At 48.9% G+C, this 15,753-nt stretch carries 16 protein-coding genes; 9 read left to right on the top strand and 7 right to left on the bottom strand.

Annotated elements, in window-relative coordinates; all coding sequences use genetic code 11:
• Nucleotides 1-105: 105 nt before the first annotated feature.
• From ftsY to rpoH, 4 genes are all read left to right on the top strand, one after another.
• A complete protein-coding gene (gene ftsY / locus ABIE10_RS18315) occupies nt 106-1,632 on the top strand; it encodes a signal recognition particle-docking protein FtsY (RefSeq protein WP_429156518.1) in 1,527 nt (508 codons plus the stop codon).
• A 2-nt stretch (nt 1,633-1,634) separates the two neighbouring features.
• On the top strand, nt 1,635-2,303 hold the full coding sequence (ftsE, locus tag ABIE10_RS18310; protein ID WP_003023420.1) for a cell division ATP-binding protein FtsE: 669 nt from the start codon (nt 1,635-1,637) through the stop codon (nt 2,301-2,303).
• The gene (ftsX, locus tag ABIE10_RS18305) at nt 2,296-3,354 is read left to right on the top strand and encodes a permease-like cell division protein FtsX (RefSeq protein ID WP_016154839.1); all 1,059 of its coding nucleotides are present in this window, start codon (nt 2,296-2,298) and stop codon (nt 3,352-3,354) included. Before ftsE ends, ftsX begins: the two co-directional genes overlap by 8 nt.
• A 255-nt stretch (nt 3,355-3,609) precedes the next feature.
• Nucleotides 3,610-4,464: an RNA polymerase sigma factor RpoH gene (gene rpoH / locus ABIE10_RS18300; RefSeq protein ID WP_005121585.1), complete on the top strand. Its 855-nt coding sequence runs from the start codon at nt 3,610-3,612 to the stop codon at nt 4,462-4,464.
• Nucleotides 4,465-4,701: 237 nt separating this feature from the next.
• On the opposite strand, the gene dapA is transcribed toward rpoH, so the two are convergent.
• From dapA to ABIE10_RS18270, 6 genes are read right to left on the bottom strand one after another with little or no spacing between them, the layout of a single operon-like run.
• Nucleotides 4,702-5,592: a 4-hydroxy-tetrahydrodipicolinate synthase gene (gene dapA / locus ABIE10_RS18295; RefSeq protein WP_049283119.1), complete on the bottom strand. Its 891-nt coding sequence runs from the start codon at nt 5,590-5,592 to the stop codon at nt 4,702-4,704.
• A complete protein-coding gene (locus ABIE10_RS18290) occupies nt 5,592-6,512 on the bottom strand; it encodes a phosphoglycerate dehydrogenase (protein WP_153689935.1) in 921 nt (306 codons plus the stop codon). Before ABIE10_RS18290 ends, dapA begins: the two co-directional genes overlap by 1 nt.
• 1 nt (nt 6,513) lies before the next feature.
• On the bottom strand, nt 6,514-7,368 hold the full coding sequence (locus ABIE10_RS18285; RefSeq protein ID WP_429156513.1) for a PTS system mannose/fructose/sorbose family transporter subunit IID: 855 nt from the start codon (nt 7,366-7,368) through the stop codon (nt 6,514-6,516).
• The gene (locus ABIE10_RS18280; protein WP_047501416.1) at nt 7,361-8,107 is read right to left on the bottom strand and encodes a PTS mannose/fructose/sorbose/N-acetylgalactosamine transporter subunit IIC; all 747 of its coding nucleotides are present in this window, start codon (nt 8,105-8,107) and stop codon (nt 7,361-7,363) included. Before ABIE10_RS18280 ends, ABIE10_RS18285 begins: the two co-directional genes overlap by 8 nt.
• Before the next feature lie 15 nt (nt 8,108-8,122).
• Nucleotides 8,123-8,608, bottom strand: a complete 486-nt coding sequence (locus tag ABIE10_RS18275; RefSeq protein WP_103766958.1) for a PTS system mannose/fructose/N-acetylgalactosamine-transporter subunit IIB — start codon at nt 8,606-8,608, stop codon at nt 8,123-8,125.
• Between the two features lie 6 nt (nt 8,609-8,614).
• A complete protein-coding gene (locus ABIE10_RS18270; RefSeq protein ID WP_047501419.1) occupies nt 8,615-9,016 on the bottom strand; it encodes a PTS sugar transporter subunit IIA in 402 nt (133 codons plus the stop codon).
• 528 nt (nt 9,017-9,544) lie between these two features.
• Between ABIE10_RS18270 and livJ the strand changes: the two genes are divergently transcribed.
• The gene (gene livJ / locus ABIE10_RS18265; RefSeq protein ID WP_101700395.1) at nt 9,545-10,648 is read left to right on the top strand and encodes a branched chain amino acid ABC transporter substrate-binding protein LivJ; all 1,104 of its coding nucleotides are present in this window, start codon (nt 9,545-9,547) and stop codon (nt 10,646-10,648) included.
• A gap of 157 nt (nt 10,649-10,805) precedes the next feature.
• Here livJ and panM read toward each other — a convergent pair whose 3' ends face one another.
• The gene (gene panM / locus ABIE10_RS18260) at nt 10,806-11,189 is read right to left on the bottom strand and encodes an aspartate 1-decarboxylase autocleavage activator PanM (RefSeq protein WP_429156790.1); all 384 of its coding nucleotides are present in this window, start codon (nt 11,187-11,189) and stop codon (nt 10,806-10,808) included.
• Between the two features lie 424 nt (nt 11,190-11,613).
• Between panM and livK the strand changes: the two genes are divergently transcribed.
• The 4 genes from livK to livG all read left to right on the top strand — a co-directional run bounded on the left by livK (nt 11,614) and on the right by livG (nt 15,749).
• Nucleotides 11,614-12,723: a high-affinity branched-chain amino acid ABC transporter substrate-binding protein LivK gene (gene livK / locus ABIE10_RS18255; RefSeq protein ID WP_429156510.1), complete on the top strand. Its 1,110-nt coding sequence runs from the start codon at nt 11,614-11,616 to the stop codon at nt 12,721-12,723.
• Between the two features lie 61 nt (nt 12,724-12,784).
• On the top strand, nt 12,785-13,711 hold the full coding sequence (gene livH / locus ABIE10_RS18250) for a high-affinity branched-chain amino acid ABC transporter permease LivH (protein WP_003023435.1): 927 nt from the start codon (nt 12,785-12,787) through the stop codon (nt 13,709-13,711).
• A complete protein-coding gene (gene livM, locus ABIE10_RS18245) occupies nt 13,708-14,985 on the top strand; it encodes a branched chain amino acid ABC transporter permease LivM (protein WP_016154835.1) in 1,278 nt (425 codons plus the stop codon). Before livH ends, livM begins: the two co-directional genes overlap by 4 nt.
• Complete coding sequence (gene livG / locus ABIE10_RS18240; protein WP_003023438.1) at nt 14,982-15,749, top strand: high-affinity branched-chain amino acid ABC transporter ATP-binding protein LivG; 768 nt, start codon at nt 14,982-14,984, stop codon at nt 15,747-15,749. Before livM ends, livG begins: the two co-directional genes overlap by 4 nt.
• The last annotated feature ends 4 nt before the right edge of the window (nt 15,750-15,753 follow it).

Raw genomic sequence — 15,753 nt, 5'->3', positions numbered from 1 at the left:
AATTCATTGGGTATAAGTGATAGACTATTTCATCATTTTTTTAGCTGCTATGTACATAGCGTTGACGCTGTGCCATGAAGCAACAGCGGGGGAGTGTAGTCGCAAATGGCGAAAGAGAAAAAACGTGGCTTTTTTTCCTGGCTGGGCTTTGGTCAAAAAGAGCAGGCACCGGAAAACGAGACAGAATTAAAAAACGAAGAACAACAACCGGTTGCTGAAGAAACTACCGTCGTTGACGAACAGCCGCGCGCCGAGGAAACCCGTAGCGAGGCGGAAACGGAAGCTTTTGCAGCTGAAGTTGTTGAAGTGACTGAACAGGTTGCGGAAATCGAAAAACTGCAGCCGGAAGCAGAACCTGTTGCCGAACAACCGCAGCCGGAGATTGAGCTGGTTGCTGAACCCGCTGCTGAACCTGTTGTGGAAACGCCAGCGGCGACGGTTATCGAACGCGAAGAATTGCCGCTGCCGGAAGAGGTGAAAACCGAAGAGGTTTCTGCCGAAGAGTGGCAGGCCGAAGCGGAAACCGTGGAAATCGTTGAGGCGGTTGAAGAGGAAGCCGAAAACGAACCGCACCTGGCTGATGAAGAGCTGGAAGCGCAGGCGCTGGCGGCTGAGGCAGTTGAAGAAGCCGTGATGGTGGTGCCGGTAGAAGAACCTGCCGTAGAAGCACCGACAGAAGAAGAGGGAGTCCAGGAGCAGGAAAAACCAACGAAAGAAGGTTTCTTTGCGCGTCTGAAACGCAGCCTCCTGAAAACAAAAGAAAACCTTGGTTCCGGATTTATCAGTCTGTTCCGTGGTAAAAAGATCGACGATGATCTGTTTGAAGAGCTGGAAGAGCAACTGCTGATTGCCGACGTGGGCGTAGAAACGACCCGCAAGATTATTGCAAATCTGACGGAAGGTGCCAGCCGTAAGCAGCTCAAAGACGCGGAAGCGCTGTACGGCCTGCTGAAAGAAGAGATGGGCGAGATTCTGGCGAAGGTGGAAGAACCGCTGAATGTTGATGGCAAGACGCCGTTTGTTATCTTAATGGTTGGCGTCAACGGCGTGGGTAAAACCACCACTATCGGAAAGCTGGCGCGTCAGTTTGAGCAGCAGGGTAAATCGGTGATGCTGGCGGCGGGCGATACCTTCCGTGCGGCGGCGGTAGAGCAGCTGCAGGTCTGGGGTCAGCGTAACAACATCCCGGTGATTGCTCAGCATACCGGCGCGGATTCCGCGTCCGTCATCTTTGATGCCATCCAGGCGGCGAAGGCGCGTAATGTAGATGTGCTGATCGCTGATACCGCAGGGCGTTTGCAGAACAAATCGCACCTGATGGAAGAATTGAAAAAAATCGTTCGCGTCATGAAGAAGCTCGACGAAGATGCGCCGCATGAAGTTATGCTGACTATCGACGCCAGCACCGGGCAGAATGCGATAAGCCAGGCCAAACTGTTCCATGAAGCGGTGGGCTTAACCGGTATCACCCTGACTAAGCTGGACGGTACGGCGAAGGGCGGGGTCATCTTCTCGGTTGCCGATCAGTTTGGCATCCCTATCCGCTATATCGGTGTAGGCGAACGTATCGAGGATTTACGTCCGTTTAAAGCGGACGATTTTATAGAGGCACTTTTTGCCCGAGAGGATTAACAATGATTCGCTTTGAACATGTCAGCAAGGCCTATCTCGGTGGGAGACAAGCGCTGCAGGGAGTTACCTTCCATATGCAGCCTGGCGAGATGGCATTTCTGACCGGCCACTCCGGTGCGGGGAAAAGTACCCTGCTGAAGCTGATTTGTGGAATTGAACGGCCCAGCGCCGGGAAAATCTACTTCAGCGGGCATGACATCAGCCGTTTGAAAAACCGTGAAGTGCCGTTTCTGCGTCGTCAGATTGGCATGATTTTTCAGGATCACCATCTGTTGATGGACAGAACCGTGTTTGACAACGTGGCAATCCCGCTGATCATCGCGGGCGCCAGCGGGGACGATATTCGTCGTCGCGTGTCAGCGGCGCTGGATAAGGTCGGACTGTTGGACAAAGCGAAAAACTTCCCTATTCAGCTCTCCGGCGGTGAACAACAGCGCGTGGGCATCGCCCGTGCGGTGGTGAACAAACCGGCGGTATTGCTGGCGGATGAACCAACAGGGAACCTGGATGACGCGTTGTCGGAAGGGATCCTTCGCCTGTTTGAAGAGTTTAACCGCGTCGGGGTCACGGTATTAATGGCCACGCACGATATTGGCCTGATCTCCCGTCGCTCCTATCGCCAAATGGTTCTGAGCGATGGACATCTGCATGGAGGCCTGGCCCATGAATAGACGTGACGCTATTAATCAAATCAAACAGTTCGGTGGCCGACTGGATCGCTTCCGTAAATCGGGCGGCGCGCCGGGAGATGGCGGTCGTAACGCGCCAAAGCGGGCGAAAGCCGCGCCAAAGCCGAACTCGCGTAAAACCAATGTCTTTAACGAGCAGGTACGCTACGCGTTCCAGGGCGCGTTACAGGACCTGAAAAGCAAGCCGCTGGCGACGTTCCTGACGGTGATGGTTATTGCCATCTCCCTGACGCTGCCAAGCGTATGCTACATGGTTTATAAGAACGTCGACCATGCGGCAAGCCAGTATTATCCTTCTCCGCAGATCACCGTTTACCTGCAAAAAACGCTGGATGATGATGCAGCGGCGCGGGTGGTTGGTCAGTTGCAGGCCGAGCAGGGCGTGGAGAAAGTGAATTATCTTTCCCGCGATGACGCGCTGGGCGAATTCCGTAACTGGTCCGGCTTTGGCGGCGCGCTGGATATGCTGGAAGAGAACCCGCTACCGGCCGTGGCGGTAGTTATCCCGAAACTGGACTTCCAGGGCACGGAGTCGCTGAACACGCTGCGCGACCGTATCGCACAAATCAACGGTATTGATGAAGTGCGCATGGATGACAGCTGGTTTGCCCGTCTGGCGGCGCTGACGGGCCTTGTCGGACGCGTCTCCGCGATGATTGGCGTGCTGATGGTAGCGGCGGTCTTCCTCGTCATCGGTAACAGTGTGCGGCTGAGTATTTTTGCGCGTCGCGATACCATTAACGTGCAGAAACTGATTGGCGCGACGGATGGGTTTATCCTGCGTCCGTTCCTCTACGGCGGTGCGCTGCTCGGTTTTTCCGGCGCATTTCTTTCACTGATTTTGTCAGAAATTTTGGTGATGCGCCTGTCGTCAGCGGTAACTGAGGTGGCGCAGGTTTTTGGAACTAAGTTTGATATCAACGGCTTATCATTCGACGAATGCCTGTTATTGCTGCTGGTGTGCTCGATGATTGGCTGGGTGGCAGCCTGGCTTGCCACGGTTCAACATTTACGCCACTTTACCCCCGATTAAAAAATCTCTGGTATAATCTTTCCCTGCACTGAGTAGTTCGCTCTGCAGGGAAAGAGTCCCTGTTATCTCTTCCCAGCGTATTCATTGTGATGTCACATTTTGTGCGTAATCTATACACATTACGACATGGAACTTGTGGATAAAATCACTGTCTGATAAAAGATTGAATGATATTCTCGTTGCTCATAAGCTCTGGCATGGTTGTTGCTATTGGTTTTAGCCAACGCGTCAGATGAAAAGATTGAGAGGATTTGAATGACCAAAGAAATGCAAAATTTAGCTTTAGCCCCTGTTGGTAACCTGGAATCTTACATCCGGGCTGCGAACGCGTGGCCGATGTTGTCGGCTGACGAGGAGCGGCTACTTGCTGAAAAGCTGCATTACCAGGGCGATCTGGAAGCAGCTAAAACGCTGATCCTGTCTCACCTGCGCTTTGTTGTTCATGTTGCTCGTAATTATGCGGGCTATGGCCTGCCGCAGGCGGATCTGATTCAGGAAGGCAATATCGGCCTGATGAAAGCCGTGCGCCGTTTCAACCCGGAAGTGGGTGTGCGCCTGGTTTCTTTCGCCGTGCACTGGATCAAAGCTGAGATCCACGAATACGTTCTGCGTAACTGGCGTATCGTAAAAGTCGCGACCACCAAAGCGCAGCGTAAGCTGTTCTTTAACCTGCGTAAAACCAAGCAGCGTCTGGGCTGGTTCAATCAGGACGAAGTTGAAATGGTTGCTCGTGAGCTGGGTGTTTCCAGCAAAGACGTGCGCGAAATGGAATCCCGTATGGCGGCGCAGGACATGACGTTTGACATGTCTTCAGACGACGAGTCTGACAGCCAGCCGATGGCGCCGGTTCTGTATCTGCAGGATAAATCATCTAACTTTGCCGACGGCATTGAAGAAGATAACTGGGAAGATCAGGCCGCGAACAAACTGACCCACGCAATGGAGGGTCTGGACGAGCGTAGCCAGGACATCATTCGCGCCCGTTGGCTGGACGAAGACAACAAGTCGACGTTGCAAGAACTGGCCGATCGCTACGGCGTCTCTGCTGAACGTGTTCGTCAGCTTGAAAAGAACGCCATGAAAAAACTGCGTGCGGCGATCGAAGCGTAATCTTCCGCCGACCTGGAAATGCTGATAAACCCTGGATGAAAATCCGGGGTTTTTTATGTCTCATTGATACTTCAAACTGCTATCACGCTTTCCTCTGCCAGGTTTGCTTTTGCCTCTCTGGTGTTGTGGGGTGGGGGGCCGAAGTGATTGATGCCCCTGCGCCTGACAAGGTGACATGTTTGCCCGGTTTCTGGGCAAACATGTCACCTTAATGCAGCCGAATACTGTCGGTATAACTTATTGTGGCAGGAGATTATAGGCTGCCAGCATCTCTTTGATATCCTGAGTGATGATTTCATTCGGCATATGTATTGGTCTTCTGGTAATGCCTGCGGTGATCCCCATTAAGTTAAGAGCCTCTTTCATTACTGCAGGTGCGGTCATTTTCTTAATGTTCATACGCAGCGCATCGATCTTATTACGCTCTTCCTGTGCTTGATCCAACTGCCCCGCGATAAAGTAGTTATACAAATCCACTTCAATCTTCGGTAAAACATTTGATGTGGCTGCGACGCTGGCAACTGAACCTTCTTTAAATGCATCAAGCATCAGCGAATCTGAACCGTTCAATACTTTAAAATTTTTGTGTTTTGAAATCTCAAGGTACTGTTTTTGTACTTCAAATTTTCCACTGCTATCTTTGATTGCCACGATATTATCGATATCAGCCAGGCGATTCGCTGTTTCGTATTCAATACTTAGGCCCGTTTGCCCTGGGAGATTGTATAGAATAATAGGTGCTGCTGTGCTGGCCGCAATATCATAGTAATGTTTATATAAATCTTCCTGATTAGGCACCAGATAGTAGGGGGTTACAACTGAAATGTAATCTGCGCCAGCATCAACGAGTCGTTGAGTCAGAGCAATAGTTTGCTGTGTGCTACAGCAACCGGCACCGGCGCAAATAGTTACGTCATTACCCACTTCATCAACAACTGCTTTGGTGAGTTCTACTTTTTCATCATCTGATAACAGATGAAATTCACCATTGGTGCCACAAATAAATAATCCATGAACACCATTATTGACTAACCAGCGAGCCATCTTTCTTGCTGCCGGGATATCCATTTTTTCCGTTTCATCAAAAGGTGTCACCATCGCAGTAATAATTCCCTTAAGTTCTTTCATTATCTTTTCTCCAGTTCGTTGGTAACATTTTTAATCGAGATTTGAATTGTGTTAAGATCTGCTTCCTGAGTAAACGAAGCCGCATGTGGCGTGATCGAGTAATTCATGAGTTGTTTTGTTTCTTCTTTTCGTTCTTTAAGTTCAATATCTTCACTAGCAAAAGAAATTTTATGAGTAATTAAAGCATTGTATAAACTATCTTCATCAATCAAACCGCCTCGTGCAGTATTTATTAATATTGCGGAAGGTTTCATTTTTTCGAATGCGTGCTGATCAATCATGTGCCTGGTGCTATCTAGTAAAGGCAAATGAAGCGAGATAACATCACTGAGCTGATACACCTCATCTAACTCTTTAAAGTTTATATACGGAAAAACCTGACTCTGATTGATATAAGGGTCGTATGCAATGATCTCCATACCCATAGCGTTAGCGATGTGGGCTACATGTTTGCCAATAGCACCAAGGCCAATCAGCCCTAATGTCTTTTTATGTAACTCAGTACCCACCAATCTTACATCATTACTGCATTTAGCCTGTTGTTCGATTTCAACATACTTTCTGGCACTGGATAGCATCATTAGAATAGCCATTTCTGCTACCGATACAGAATTGGCGTTGAGTGCTTTATGCACCACAATATTTCTGCTGTTCGCATACTCAACGTTTATATTATCTAAACCAACACCATATTTTGAGATTACTTTTAGTTTTTTCGCACAATCTATAACGTCTTGATCTAAAGGGTCGTTGCCTGTAATAATAGCATCGGCATCTTTAATTTTTACCATCAACTCTTCTTTACTAAAACGTTCTCCGCTCGTATTACATTCGACGATATAACCTGCTGCCTGTAATTCATCCAGATATTTTTGCCCCTTACTAAGAAAGGGCCTTGGCGTTATAAGTATTTTTTTCATATTACAATAAACCGAAGAATGAAAAAATAAGGCTTAAAGAGAGGATTGCTACCAGTATTCGTAGGAAATGCGGTCCACACTTCTGGATGTATATATAAATACCGAGAACCGCAACCAGGGGGAGTAAGTTAGGCACAATTTTGTCTAACATGTCCTGCAGGACAATAGTATTCCCCCCACCAGTAGTAATATGTAGTGGTGTCTTAATCTTTACATAAGTGGCAGAAAGCGCCCCCATCATCAACAGGCCGAACATACCTGCGCCTTCAATAATTTTATGGATACTGCCAGAGTGGAGTATCTCTAAAATTGACTCTTTCCCCTTTTTATAGCCAATATTAAGTGCAAATCGGCTAGCGAAGAACATATAGACAACTTGATAGATCAATGGCAGTAATGCGGCTAATACGTACCCTTGCAATACAAAAGGAATACATACCCCAATAACAATAGGTCGCAATGTGCCAAAATCTAACGTATCCCCGATACCTGAGACTGGACCCATTAGCCCCGTTTTTAAACTGGTCACTAATTGGGTTGTGGCTGTCCGCTGTTCTTCAGGTTCCTGGGATGCTTTTTCTTCTAGTGCGATAGTGATGCCGTTTACCACTGAGCCCCAGTTAGCTTGTGTGTTAAACATCGTCAAATGGCGCTGTAACGCTTTTGAAAGATCCCTCTTATTCGGGTATAGCTTAGCTAAAATCCCTGTCATTGAATTACAAAAGGCTAGAGCCTGTAACCGTTCAAAATTTAATGATGTTTCCGAGAAAGCATGCCATTTTAACCAGACAATCTGCACATCTTTATTCGTAATTGGTGAGCTTTCGACTTCCTTTAAGTCGATATTATTAGCCATTTTGTGTTCCTTTCGCAGTTTTTGATTGCATGTATAAGAGAACAGCACATAAACCAAAAATGGATATCCCTATGGTGTTTAACCCTGAATATGTGACCAAGAAGAAACCAATGATGAATAACGGGATGTATTGTTTTTTCCCGATCACAATGATAGTGATAGCAAAACCTAATGCTGGAAGAATATTACCAGCGATAGCTAAGCCGTTGGTGGTCCAGGAGGGTAACAGTTTGACAAATGAGGAAATAGCATCTGGGCCATACAAACAGGCAACGAAAACAGGAACGAAGCGCATAGGGAAGGCCAACAGAATAGGATAGATAGTTGCTACCCGCTGAATCCCTTTGATATCTGCTTTTTCGGCATAGCGATCGGCCATATGAACAAATGTGGTATTAACCGTTTTACGAACGTTTTCGAGGACAACCCCTAATAAACCTATTGGGATTGCCAACGAAATAGCTATTTCAGGTTTTATCCCCGCAGTAAGAGCAATAGGTATAGCGATGCAGGAGGCCAATCCCTCATCTGCTGGCGGGTTCCCACCAGGAGCAATACTTCCTATATAGATCATCTGTAATGTCGCACCGACTGATAATGCAGTCGGCATATCATCAAAGATAATTCCCATAATGGGGGCAATAGATAACGGCATGCGCATGATTGAAAAGCCATACCATACCTTCGCTTGTGATATCCAATAAACTAAACCAATCAATATTGCTGTAGAAACGCCCATAAGTTCCTCTCCTTTTTAAGGTAACTTATTCTTTATTTTTTGCAGACTGGCTGGTTCTTCTTCTGGGATAGTCTGGAAATAAACTTTAATATTCCTGTCTTCTATGACTTGTAGTTTTTCTGCATCTTCTTTATTTATTGATATCTGATTAAAGACGATTTTTCTGCCAGGGATGTTTTCTATGCCGCCTACTTGCAACTCTTCAAGTTCTAATCCGCCCTGAATAGTCTTTAATGCTGAATCAATAGATTTGAAAAGGATTAAAAGTTTGCCAGTATGGAAATTTTTCTCATTCCAGCGGGTTGTCGTTTCCTCAATGGATGTCATGATTACTTCGATGCCGCTGGGGGCCGCCATTTTATAAACTTCGGCTAAAAAAGGATCATTATATAATTCGTCATCAATAACAATTATTTTATCGGCGTTGCTCCTTTTCAGCCATTTGGTGATAACCTGTCCATGAATTAGGCGATAATCAATGCGGGCATGTACTATACTCATACTCTATTATCCTTTATTAAATTGATAACTTTGAACCATATCTTTACCGGCATCATGAATACATTGAACATATTCTTCGATGGTGATTTCTTTATCGGAGTCTTGTAACATATTCGCTTCAAGCAGCATGGCAAGGTTTACGCCGCTAATACAATGAATAGGGTATTCTCTGGAGAGAACCGTCGCTACATTTGATGGTGTTCCACCATATATATCGGTAAGAATAACGGTTTTAATATTGGGTCTGAGTATTTTCCTTGTTTGCTCCATTAACGTTTCTGGTGACATCCCGATGATCAGAGAAATAGCCGTTGTATTTTTCGTTTTGCCAACAATCATTTCACTACTGTTTAATAACTCTTTACCTGCGTCACCATGTGTTAATATGATGATATCATAGAGATTCAATGGTTATCTTCCTTATATATATAATCCATATGTTTGATTTATATTTTGTATGTAACAGATTCCGTTCTTGAGAGTGGTTTCTGTTCTTTGAATATATATTGTTTTATGGATTTTTAAACGTTACCAAGATCACATATTGAATGTATTGACTAATATGGCTATTTCTAGCGGATGCATATAACGCATAACAAAATAATATAATATTTGGTTTTTATAATTAATACTGTTATTTATATATATTCAACAATGCATCTTAATTAAAATTATATTTTATATCGATGATATAAGGTCATATTATGGAGATGAATTGATATTTATAGTTTTGTCACCTATATGTTATGTCATCGCAAAAATTCACGTTTCAAATCCATAAAAATGGGGTATGTTTTAGCAGAGTATGCTGAAAATGCACGGTCAGCATGCCTAAATATCAATGTCTTATACTTGGTGTGACGCCAATATCAGAATAATGTGCTAAATAACAACATCACAACAAATGCAACAACCATAACAATGAGGAACCTCAGGATGAAAATGAAGGGTAAAGCGTTACTGGCAGGATGTATTGCACTCGCATTCAGCAACATGGCATTAGCAGAAGATATTAAAATTGCTGTTGTGGGGGCGATGTCTGGCCCGGTAGCGCAGTATGGCGATCAGGAATTTACCGGCGCAGAGCAGGCAATTGCGGATATCAACGCCAAGGGCGGCGTGAAAGGTGACAAACTGGTCATGGTGAAATATGACGATGCCTGTGACCCGAAACAAGCGGTAGCGGTTGCGAACAAAGTGGTCAACGACGGGATTAAATATGTAATCGGTCACCTGTGCTCTTCTTCCACTCAGCCTGCGTCAGACATCTATGAAGACGAAGGTATTCTGATGATCACTCCAGCGGCAACGGCACCGGAGCTGACCGCGCGCGGCTATAGCCTGGTGATGCGTACCACGGGTCTGGATTCCGATCAGGGCCCAACGGCCGCCAAATATATCGTTGAAAAAGTGAAGCCGCAGCGCATCGCGATTATTCATGATAAGCAGCAGTACGGTGAAGGCCTGGCCCGCGCGGTGCAGGATGGCCTGAAAAAGGGTAACGCCAACGTGGTGTTCTTTGACGGGATCACCGCCGGGGAAAAAGATTTTTCTACGCTGGTAGCGCGTTTGAAGAAAGAGAACATCGATTTCGTTTACTACGGCGGTTACCACCCGGAAATGGGGCAAATCCTGCGCCAGGCACGCGCCGCGGGTCTGAAAACCCAGTTTATGGGGCCAGAAGGTGTAGCGAACGTGTCGCTGTCTAACATCGCCGGTGAATCAGCAGAAGGCTTACTGGTAACGAAACCGAAGAACTACGACCAGGTTCCAGCGAACAAACCCATCGTAGATGCTATCAAAGCCAAGAAACAGGATCCGAGTGGTGCATTCGTATGGACCACCTACGCCGCGCTGCAATCTTTGCAGGCCGGTCTGAACCAGTCTGACGATCCGGCTGAAATTGCCAAGTATCTGAAAGCAAACTCGGTGGAAACTGTGATGGGGCCGCTGTCATGGGATGCGAAGGGCGACCTGAAAGGCTTCGAATTCGGCGTGTTTGACTGGCATGCAAACGGGACGGCGACAGACGCCAAGTGATTTTCCCGGCGCCTTTCGTGCCGCAGGTGTGTTGGCTGCGTTATTCAACCCCGGCCACTTACTTATGTAAGCTCCGGGGATTTTATAACTTGCCGCCTGCCTGCAACACAAAATTCTTGGGAAAATACTCGTAATACAATTGGTTGGGGGCGGTTTTCTACCGTTTCTCCCATCCATTCTCCCGCTCTGCAAACCCTGTTGCCTGCATAAATGCGGCCATCACGCTGCGGTTTTCAACGCCGACGTCGGCCATCCACCACGAACTCACGTCAGGGTTTTCCCGGATCACTTCTTCGATCAAATACTGCCCGACGCCGCGACGGCGGGTGATATCGCGCACGCGCAATGAATCAAGTGCGCCTTGTGTGCCGCTCAGGGTTACTCGCACGGCACCTAACAGACGCTCGTTAAAGCGTGCGGCGTAGATCCGGTGCGTTTCATCTACGCTTAATGATGAGGCGGAATATTCCGGCCAGATTTTGCCCAGATCAATCAGGTCCTGGTCGCTAAAGTTATCTAAACGAACGATGGTCAGCTTCATTAACAGCATGTCCAAATCACAAAAGATGGAATCAGTGTACCGAAATAATTCGCCCGGATGCTTTCTCTTTTTAATGCGATTAACCAGGTTAATAGTTTTGTAACAACGACAATGACAGATTGAAACAGTAGAGATTGAAAAACAGGCAGGATAATACCCTGGAATGCAGCATTTTATTCCGCTCTTTGTGCCGTTATTTTATGCTGACAAATGCACTTTTTTTTGTTTATCTATAGTGAAAAGCAGAATATTATCTTTTCTTAATCGACTGAAAAATAGAGATTTTAGCCGTAATTTGCTTAAAAAACTGCGCTAAACCATTAACGAGACTGGTAAAAATAGTGCAGTTCAAAAAAAGCACAGTCTGCTTTTTAACCACATAAATACAAAATATATACATCATCACGAATGGGGATTCAGGAAAATGAAACGGAGTGCGAAAACAATCATCGCAGGGGTGATAGCACTGGCAATGTCACACGCGGTCATGGCGGAGGATATCAAGGTCGCTGTTGTCGGGGCGATGTCAGGTCCGGTCGCGCAGTGGGGTGATATGGAATTTAATGGCGCACGTCAGGCCATTAAAGATATCAATGCCAAAGGCGGGGTCAAAGGCGACAAACTCGTTGCCGTCGAATATGACGACGCCTGCGATCCGAAACAGGCCGTTGCGGTAGCGAACAAAATCGTCAATGACGGCATTCAGTACGTTATTGGTCATCTGTGCTCATCTTCCACGCAGCCCGCATCAGATATCTATGAAGACGAAGGCATTCTGATGATTTCCCCGGGCGCGACCAACCCGGAACTGACCCAGCGCGGTTACGCACACATTATGCGTACAGCGGGCCTGGACTCCTCTCAGGGGCCGACCGCCGCGAAATACATTCTGGAGAAGGTGAAGCCGCAACGCATCGCCATCATTCACGATAAACAGCAATACGGTGAAGGCCTGGCGCGTTCAGTGCAGGAGAGCCTGAAAGCGAGCAAAGCCAATATCGTCTTCTTTGACGGGATCACTGCCGGGGAAAAAGATTTTTCTGCGCTGATCGCCCGCCTTAAAAAAGAAAATATCGATTTTGTTTATTACGGCGGCTACTACCCGGAAATGGGACAAATGCTGCGCCAGGCTCGCTCCGTCGGGCTGAATACCCAGTTTATGGGACCTGAGGGCGTGGGCAATGCGTCGCTGTCTAATATTGCCGGTGATGCCGCTGAAGGCATGCTGGTGACCATGCCAAAACGCTATGACCAGGATCCGGCGAATAAAGCTATCGTCGATGCGCTCAAAGCTGACAAGAAAGATCCAACCGGGCCGTACGTGTGGATCACTTATGCAGCCGTCCAGTCATTGGCGACCGCAATGGATCGCAGCGGTAGCAAAGAGCCGTTGGATCTGGTGAAAGATCTGAAAGCACACGGGGCTGACACCGTGATTGGGCCGCTGAAATGGGACGAAAAAGGCGATTTGAAGGGATTTGAGTTTGGTGTCTTCCAGTGGCACGCGGACGGATCATCGACCGTCGCGAAGTAATAGCTGAAGACGAGTTATCCCACCGCCCGTGCAAAACGGGCGGGTTAAGAAAGGTTACCTTATGTCCGAGCAGTTCCTCTATTTCTTGCAGCAGATGTTTAACGGCGTCACGCTGGGAAGCACCTACGCGCTGATCGCTATCGGTTACACGATGGTGTACGGCATTATCGGCATGATCAACTTCGCCCACGGCGAGGTGTATATGATCGGCAGCTATGTCTCCTTTATGATCATCGCTGCGCTAATGATGATGGGTATTGATTCCAGCTGGCTACTGGTCGCGGCGGGCTTTGTCGGCGCGATTGTGATTGCCAGCGCCTACGGCTGGAGCATTGAACGCGTAGCGTATCGGCCCGTGCGCAGCTCTAAGCGCCTGATCGCGCTGATTTCCGCTATCGGGATGTCCATCTTCCTGCAAAACTACGTCAGCCTGACGGAAGGTTCGCGCGATGTGGCGCTGCCCAGCCTGTTTAACGGCCAGTGGACCGTCGGCAGTAGCGAAAACTTCTCTGCTTCCATCACCACCATGCAGTTGGTTATCTGGATTGTAACCTTCCTGGCGATGCTGGCGCTGACGCTGTTTATCCGTTACTCCCGTATGGGCCGTGCCTGCCGTGCCTGCGCGGAAGACCTGAAAATGGCCAGCCTGCTCGGCATAAATACCGATCGCGTGATTGCACTGACCTTTGTGATTGGCGCGGCAATGGCGGCGGTAGCGGGCGTACTGCTCGGCCAGTTCTACGGCGTAATTAACCCCTATATCGGCTTTATGGCCGGGATGAAAGCCTTTACCGCGGCGGTACTGGGCGGCATCGGCAGCATTCCTGGGGCGATGATCGGCGGCCTGATTCTGGGTGTCGCGGAAGCGCTCTCCTCTGCTTATCTGAGTACCGAATACAAAGACGTGGTTTCATTCGCGCTGCTGATTCTGGTGCTGCTGGTGATGCCGACCGGTATTCTGGGTCGCCCGGAGGTAGAGAAAGTATGAAACCGATGCATTTTGCAATGGCGCTGCTCTCTGCCGCTATGTTCTTCATCCTGGCGGGCGTCTTTATGGGCGTCCAGTTGGAGCTTGACGGCACTAAACTGGTGGTGGATACCGCCGCGGATATCCGCTGGCAGTGGGTGTTTATCGGCACTGGCGTGGTCTTTCTCTTCCAACTGTTGCGTCCAGCTTTCCAGAAGGGCCTGAAGAGCGTCTCCGGACCGAAGTTTATTCTGCCGGCGATTGATGGCTCCACCGTTAAACAGAAGCTGTTCCTGGTGGCGCTGCTGGTGATTGCCGTGGCGTGGCCGTTTATGGTGTCGCGCGGTACGGTTGATATTGCCACGTTGACGATGATTTATATCATCCTCGGCCTCGGCTTAAACGTGGTGGTGGGGCTTTCCGGTCTGCTGGTGCTGGGTTACGGCGGCTTCTATGCCATCGGTGCTTACACCTTCGCGCTGCTGAACCACTATTACGGACTCGGCTTCTGGACCTGTCTGCCGCTGGCGGGGCTGGTTTCCGCTGCTGCGGGCTTTATGCTCGGCTTCCCGGTACTGCGCCTGCGCGGTGACTATCTGGCGATTGTGACTTTAGGCTTCGGCGAAATCGTCCGTATCCTGCTGCTCAACAACACCGAAGTGACCGGTGGTCCGAACGGTATCAGCCAGATCCCGAAACCGACCTTTTTCGGTCTGGAGTTCAGCCGTACTGCCCGTGAAGGTGGCTGGGATACCTTCAGCAACTTCTTTAACGTGAAGTACGATCCCTCTGACCGCGTGATTTTCCTTTATCTGGTGGCGCTGCTGCTGGTGGTCTTCTCGCTGTTTGTCATCAACCGTCTGCTGCGTATGCCGTTGGGTCGTGCGTGGGAAGCGCTGCGCGAAGATGAAATTGCCTGTCGCTCGCTGGGCTTAAACCCTACGCGTATCAAGCTGACCGCTTTTACCATCAGCGCCGCGTTTGCCGGTTTTGCCGGTACGTTGTTTGCCGCGCGTCAGGGTTTTGTCAGCCCGGAATCCTTCACCTTTGCCGAGTCGGCCTTTGTGCTGGCGATTGTAGTACTGGGCGGAATGGGCTCACAGTTCGCAGTGATCCTCGCGGCCATCCTGCTGGTGGTGTCACGCGAGCTGATGCGTGATTTCAATGAATACAGCATGTTAATGCTGGGTGGTTTAATGGTACTGATGATGATCTGGCGTCCGCAGGGCTTGTTGCCGATGACCCGTCCGCAGTTGAAGCTGAAAAACGGGGAAGCAAAAGGAGAGCAGGCATGAGTCAGCCATTATTATCCGTCAACGGCCTGATGATGCGCTTCGGCGGTCTGCTGGCGGTAAACAACGTTGAACTGGAGCTGAGACCACAGGAGATCGTCTCGTTAATCGGGCCAAACGGCGCGGGAAAAACCACGGTCTTTAACTGTCTGACCGGTTTTTATAAGCCGACGGGTGGGACGATTAAACTGCGCGACCAGCATCTGGAAGGGCTGCCGGGTCAGCAAATTGCGCGGATGGGTGTGGTGCGTACTTTCCAGCACGTGCGTCTGTTTCGCGAGATGACGGTGATTGAAAACCTGCTGGTGGCGCAACATCAGCAGCTGAAAACCGGCGTCTTCTCCGGCCTGTTGAAAACCCCGTCGTTCCGTCGCGCGCAGAGTGAAGCGTTGGATCGCGCCGCCACCTGGCTGGAGCGTATTGGTTTGCTGGAGCACGCCAACCGTCAGGCCAGTAACCTGGCCTACGGCGACCAGCGCCGTCTGGAGATTGCACGTTGCATGGTGACCCAGCCGGAAATCCTGATGCTCGACGAACCCGCCGCAGGCCTCAACCCGAAAGAGACCAAAGAGCTGGACGAGCTGATTGCTGAACTGCGTAACCATCACAACACCACTATTTTGTTGATTGAGCACGACATGAAGCTGGTGATGGGTATTTCCGACCGTATTTACGTGGTGAATCAGGGCACGCCGCTGGCGAACGGGACGCCGGAACAGATTCGTAACAACCCGGACGTGATCCGCGCCTATTTAGGTGAAGCATAATGGT

The sequence above is a fragment of the Citrobacter sp. 506 genome (assembly GCF_050434985.1).
Classification (GTDB): Bacteria; Pseudomonadota; Gammaproteobacteria; order Enterobacterales; family Enterobacteriaceae; genus Citrobacter; species Citrobacter braakii.
The sequence above is the reverse complement of the archived record's forward strand: the minus strand, read 5'-3'. Positions and strand labels throughout refer to the sequence as shown.

Coding starts and splice junctions, on each gene's coding strand:
- ftsY (WP_429156518.1), top strand. CDS start 106: ATGGCGAAAGAGAAAAAACGTGGCTTTTTTTCCTGGCTGGGCTTTGGT.
- ftsE (WP_003023420.1), top strand. CDS start 1,635: ATGATTCGCTTTGAACATGTCAGCAAGGCCTATCTCGGTGGGAGACAA.
- ftsX (WP_016154839.1), top strand. CDS start 2,296: ATGAATAGACGTGACGCTATTAATCAAATCAAACAGTTCGGTGGCCGA.
- rpoH (WP_005121585.1), top strand. CDS start 3,610: ATGACCAAAGAAATGCAAAATTTAGCTTTAGCCCCTGTTGGTAACCTG.
- dapA (WP_049283119.1), bottom strand. CDS start 5,592: ATGAAAGAACTTAAGGGAATTATTACTGCGATGGTGACACCTTTTGAT.
- ABIE10_RS18290 (WP_153689935.1), bottom strand. CDS start 6,512: ATGAAAAAAATACTTATAACGCCAAGGCCCTTTCTTAGTAAGGGGCAA.
- ABIE10_RS18285 (WP_429156513.1), bottom strand. CDS start 7,368: ATGGCTAATAATATCGACTTAAAGGAAGTCGAAAGCTCACCAATTACG.
- ABIE10_RS18280 (WP_047501416.1), bottom strand. CDS start 8,107: ATGGGCGTTTCTACAGCAATATTGATTGGTTTAGTTTATTGGATATCA.
- ABIE10_RS18275 (WP_103766958.1), bottom strand. CDS start 8,608: ATGAGTATAGTACATGCCCGCATTGATTATCGCCTAATTCATGGACAG.
- livJ (WP_101700395.1), top strand. CDS start 9,545: ATGAAAATGAAGGGTAAAGCGTTACTGGCAGGATGTATTGCACTCGCA.
- panM (WP_429156790.1), bottom strand. CDS start 11,189: ATGAAGCTGACCATCGTTCGTTTAGATAACTTTAGCGACCAGGACCTG.
- livK (WP_429156510.1), top strand. CDS start 11,614: ATGAAACGGAGTGCGAAAACAATCATCGCAGGGGTGATAGCACTGGCA.
- livH (WP_003023435.1), top strand. CDS start 12,785: ATGTCCGAGCAGTTCCTCTATTTCTTGCAGCAGATGTTTAACGGCGTC.
- livM (WP_016154835.1), top strand. CDS start 13,708: ATGAAACCGATGCATTTTGCAATGGCGCTGCTCTCTGCCGCTATGTTC.
- livG (WP_003023438.1), top strand. CDS start 14,982: ATGAGTCAGCCATTATTATCCGTCAACGGCCTGATGATGCGCTTCGGC.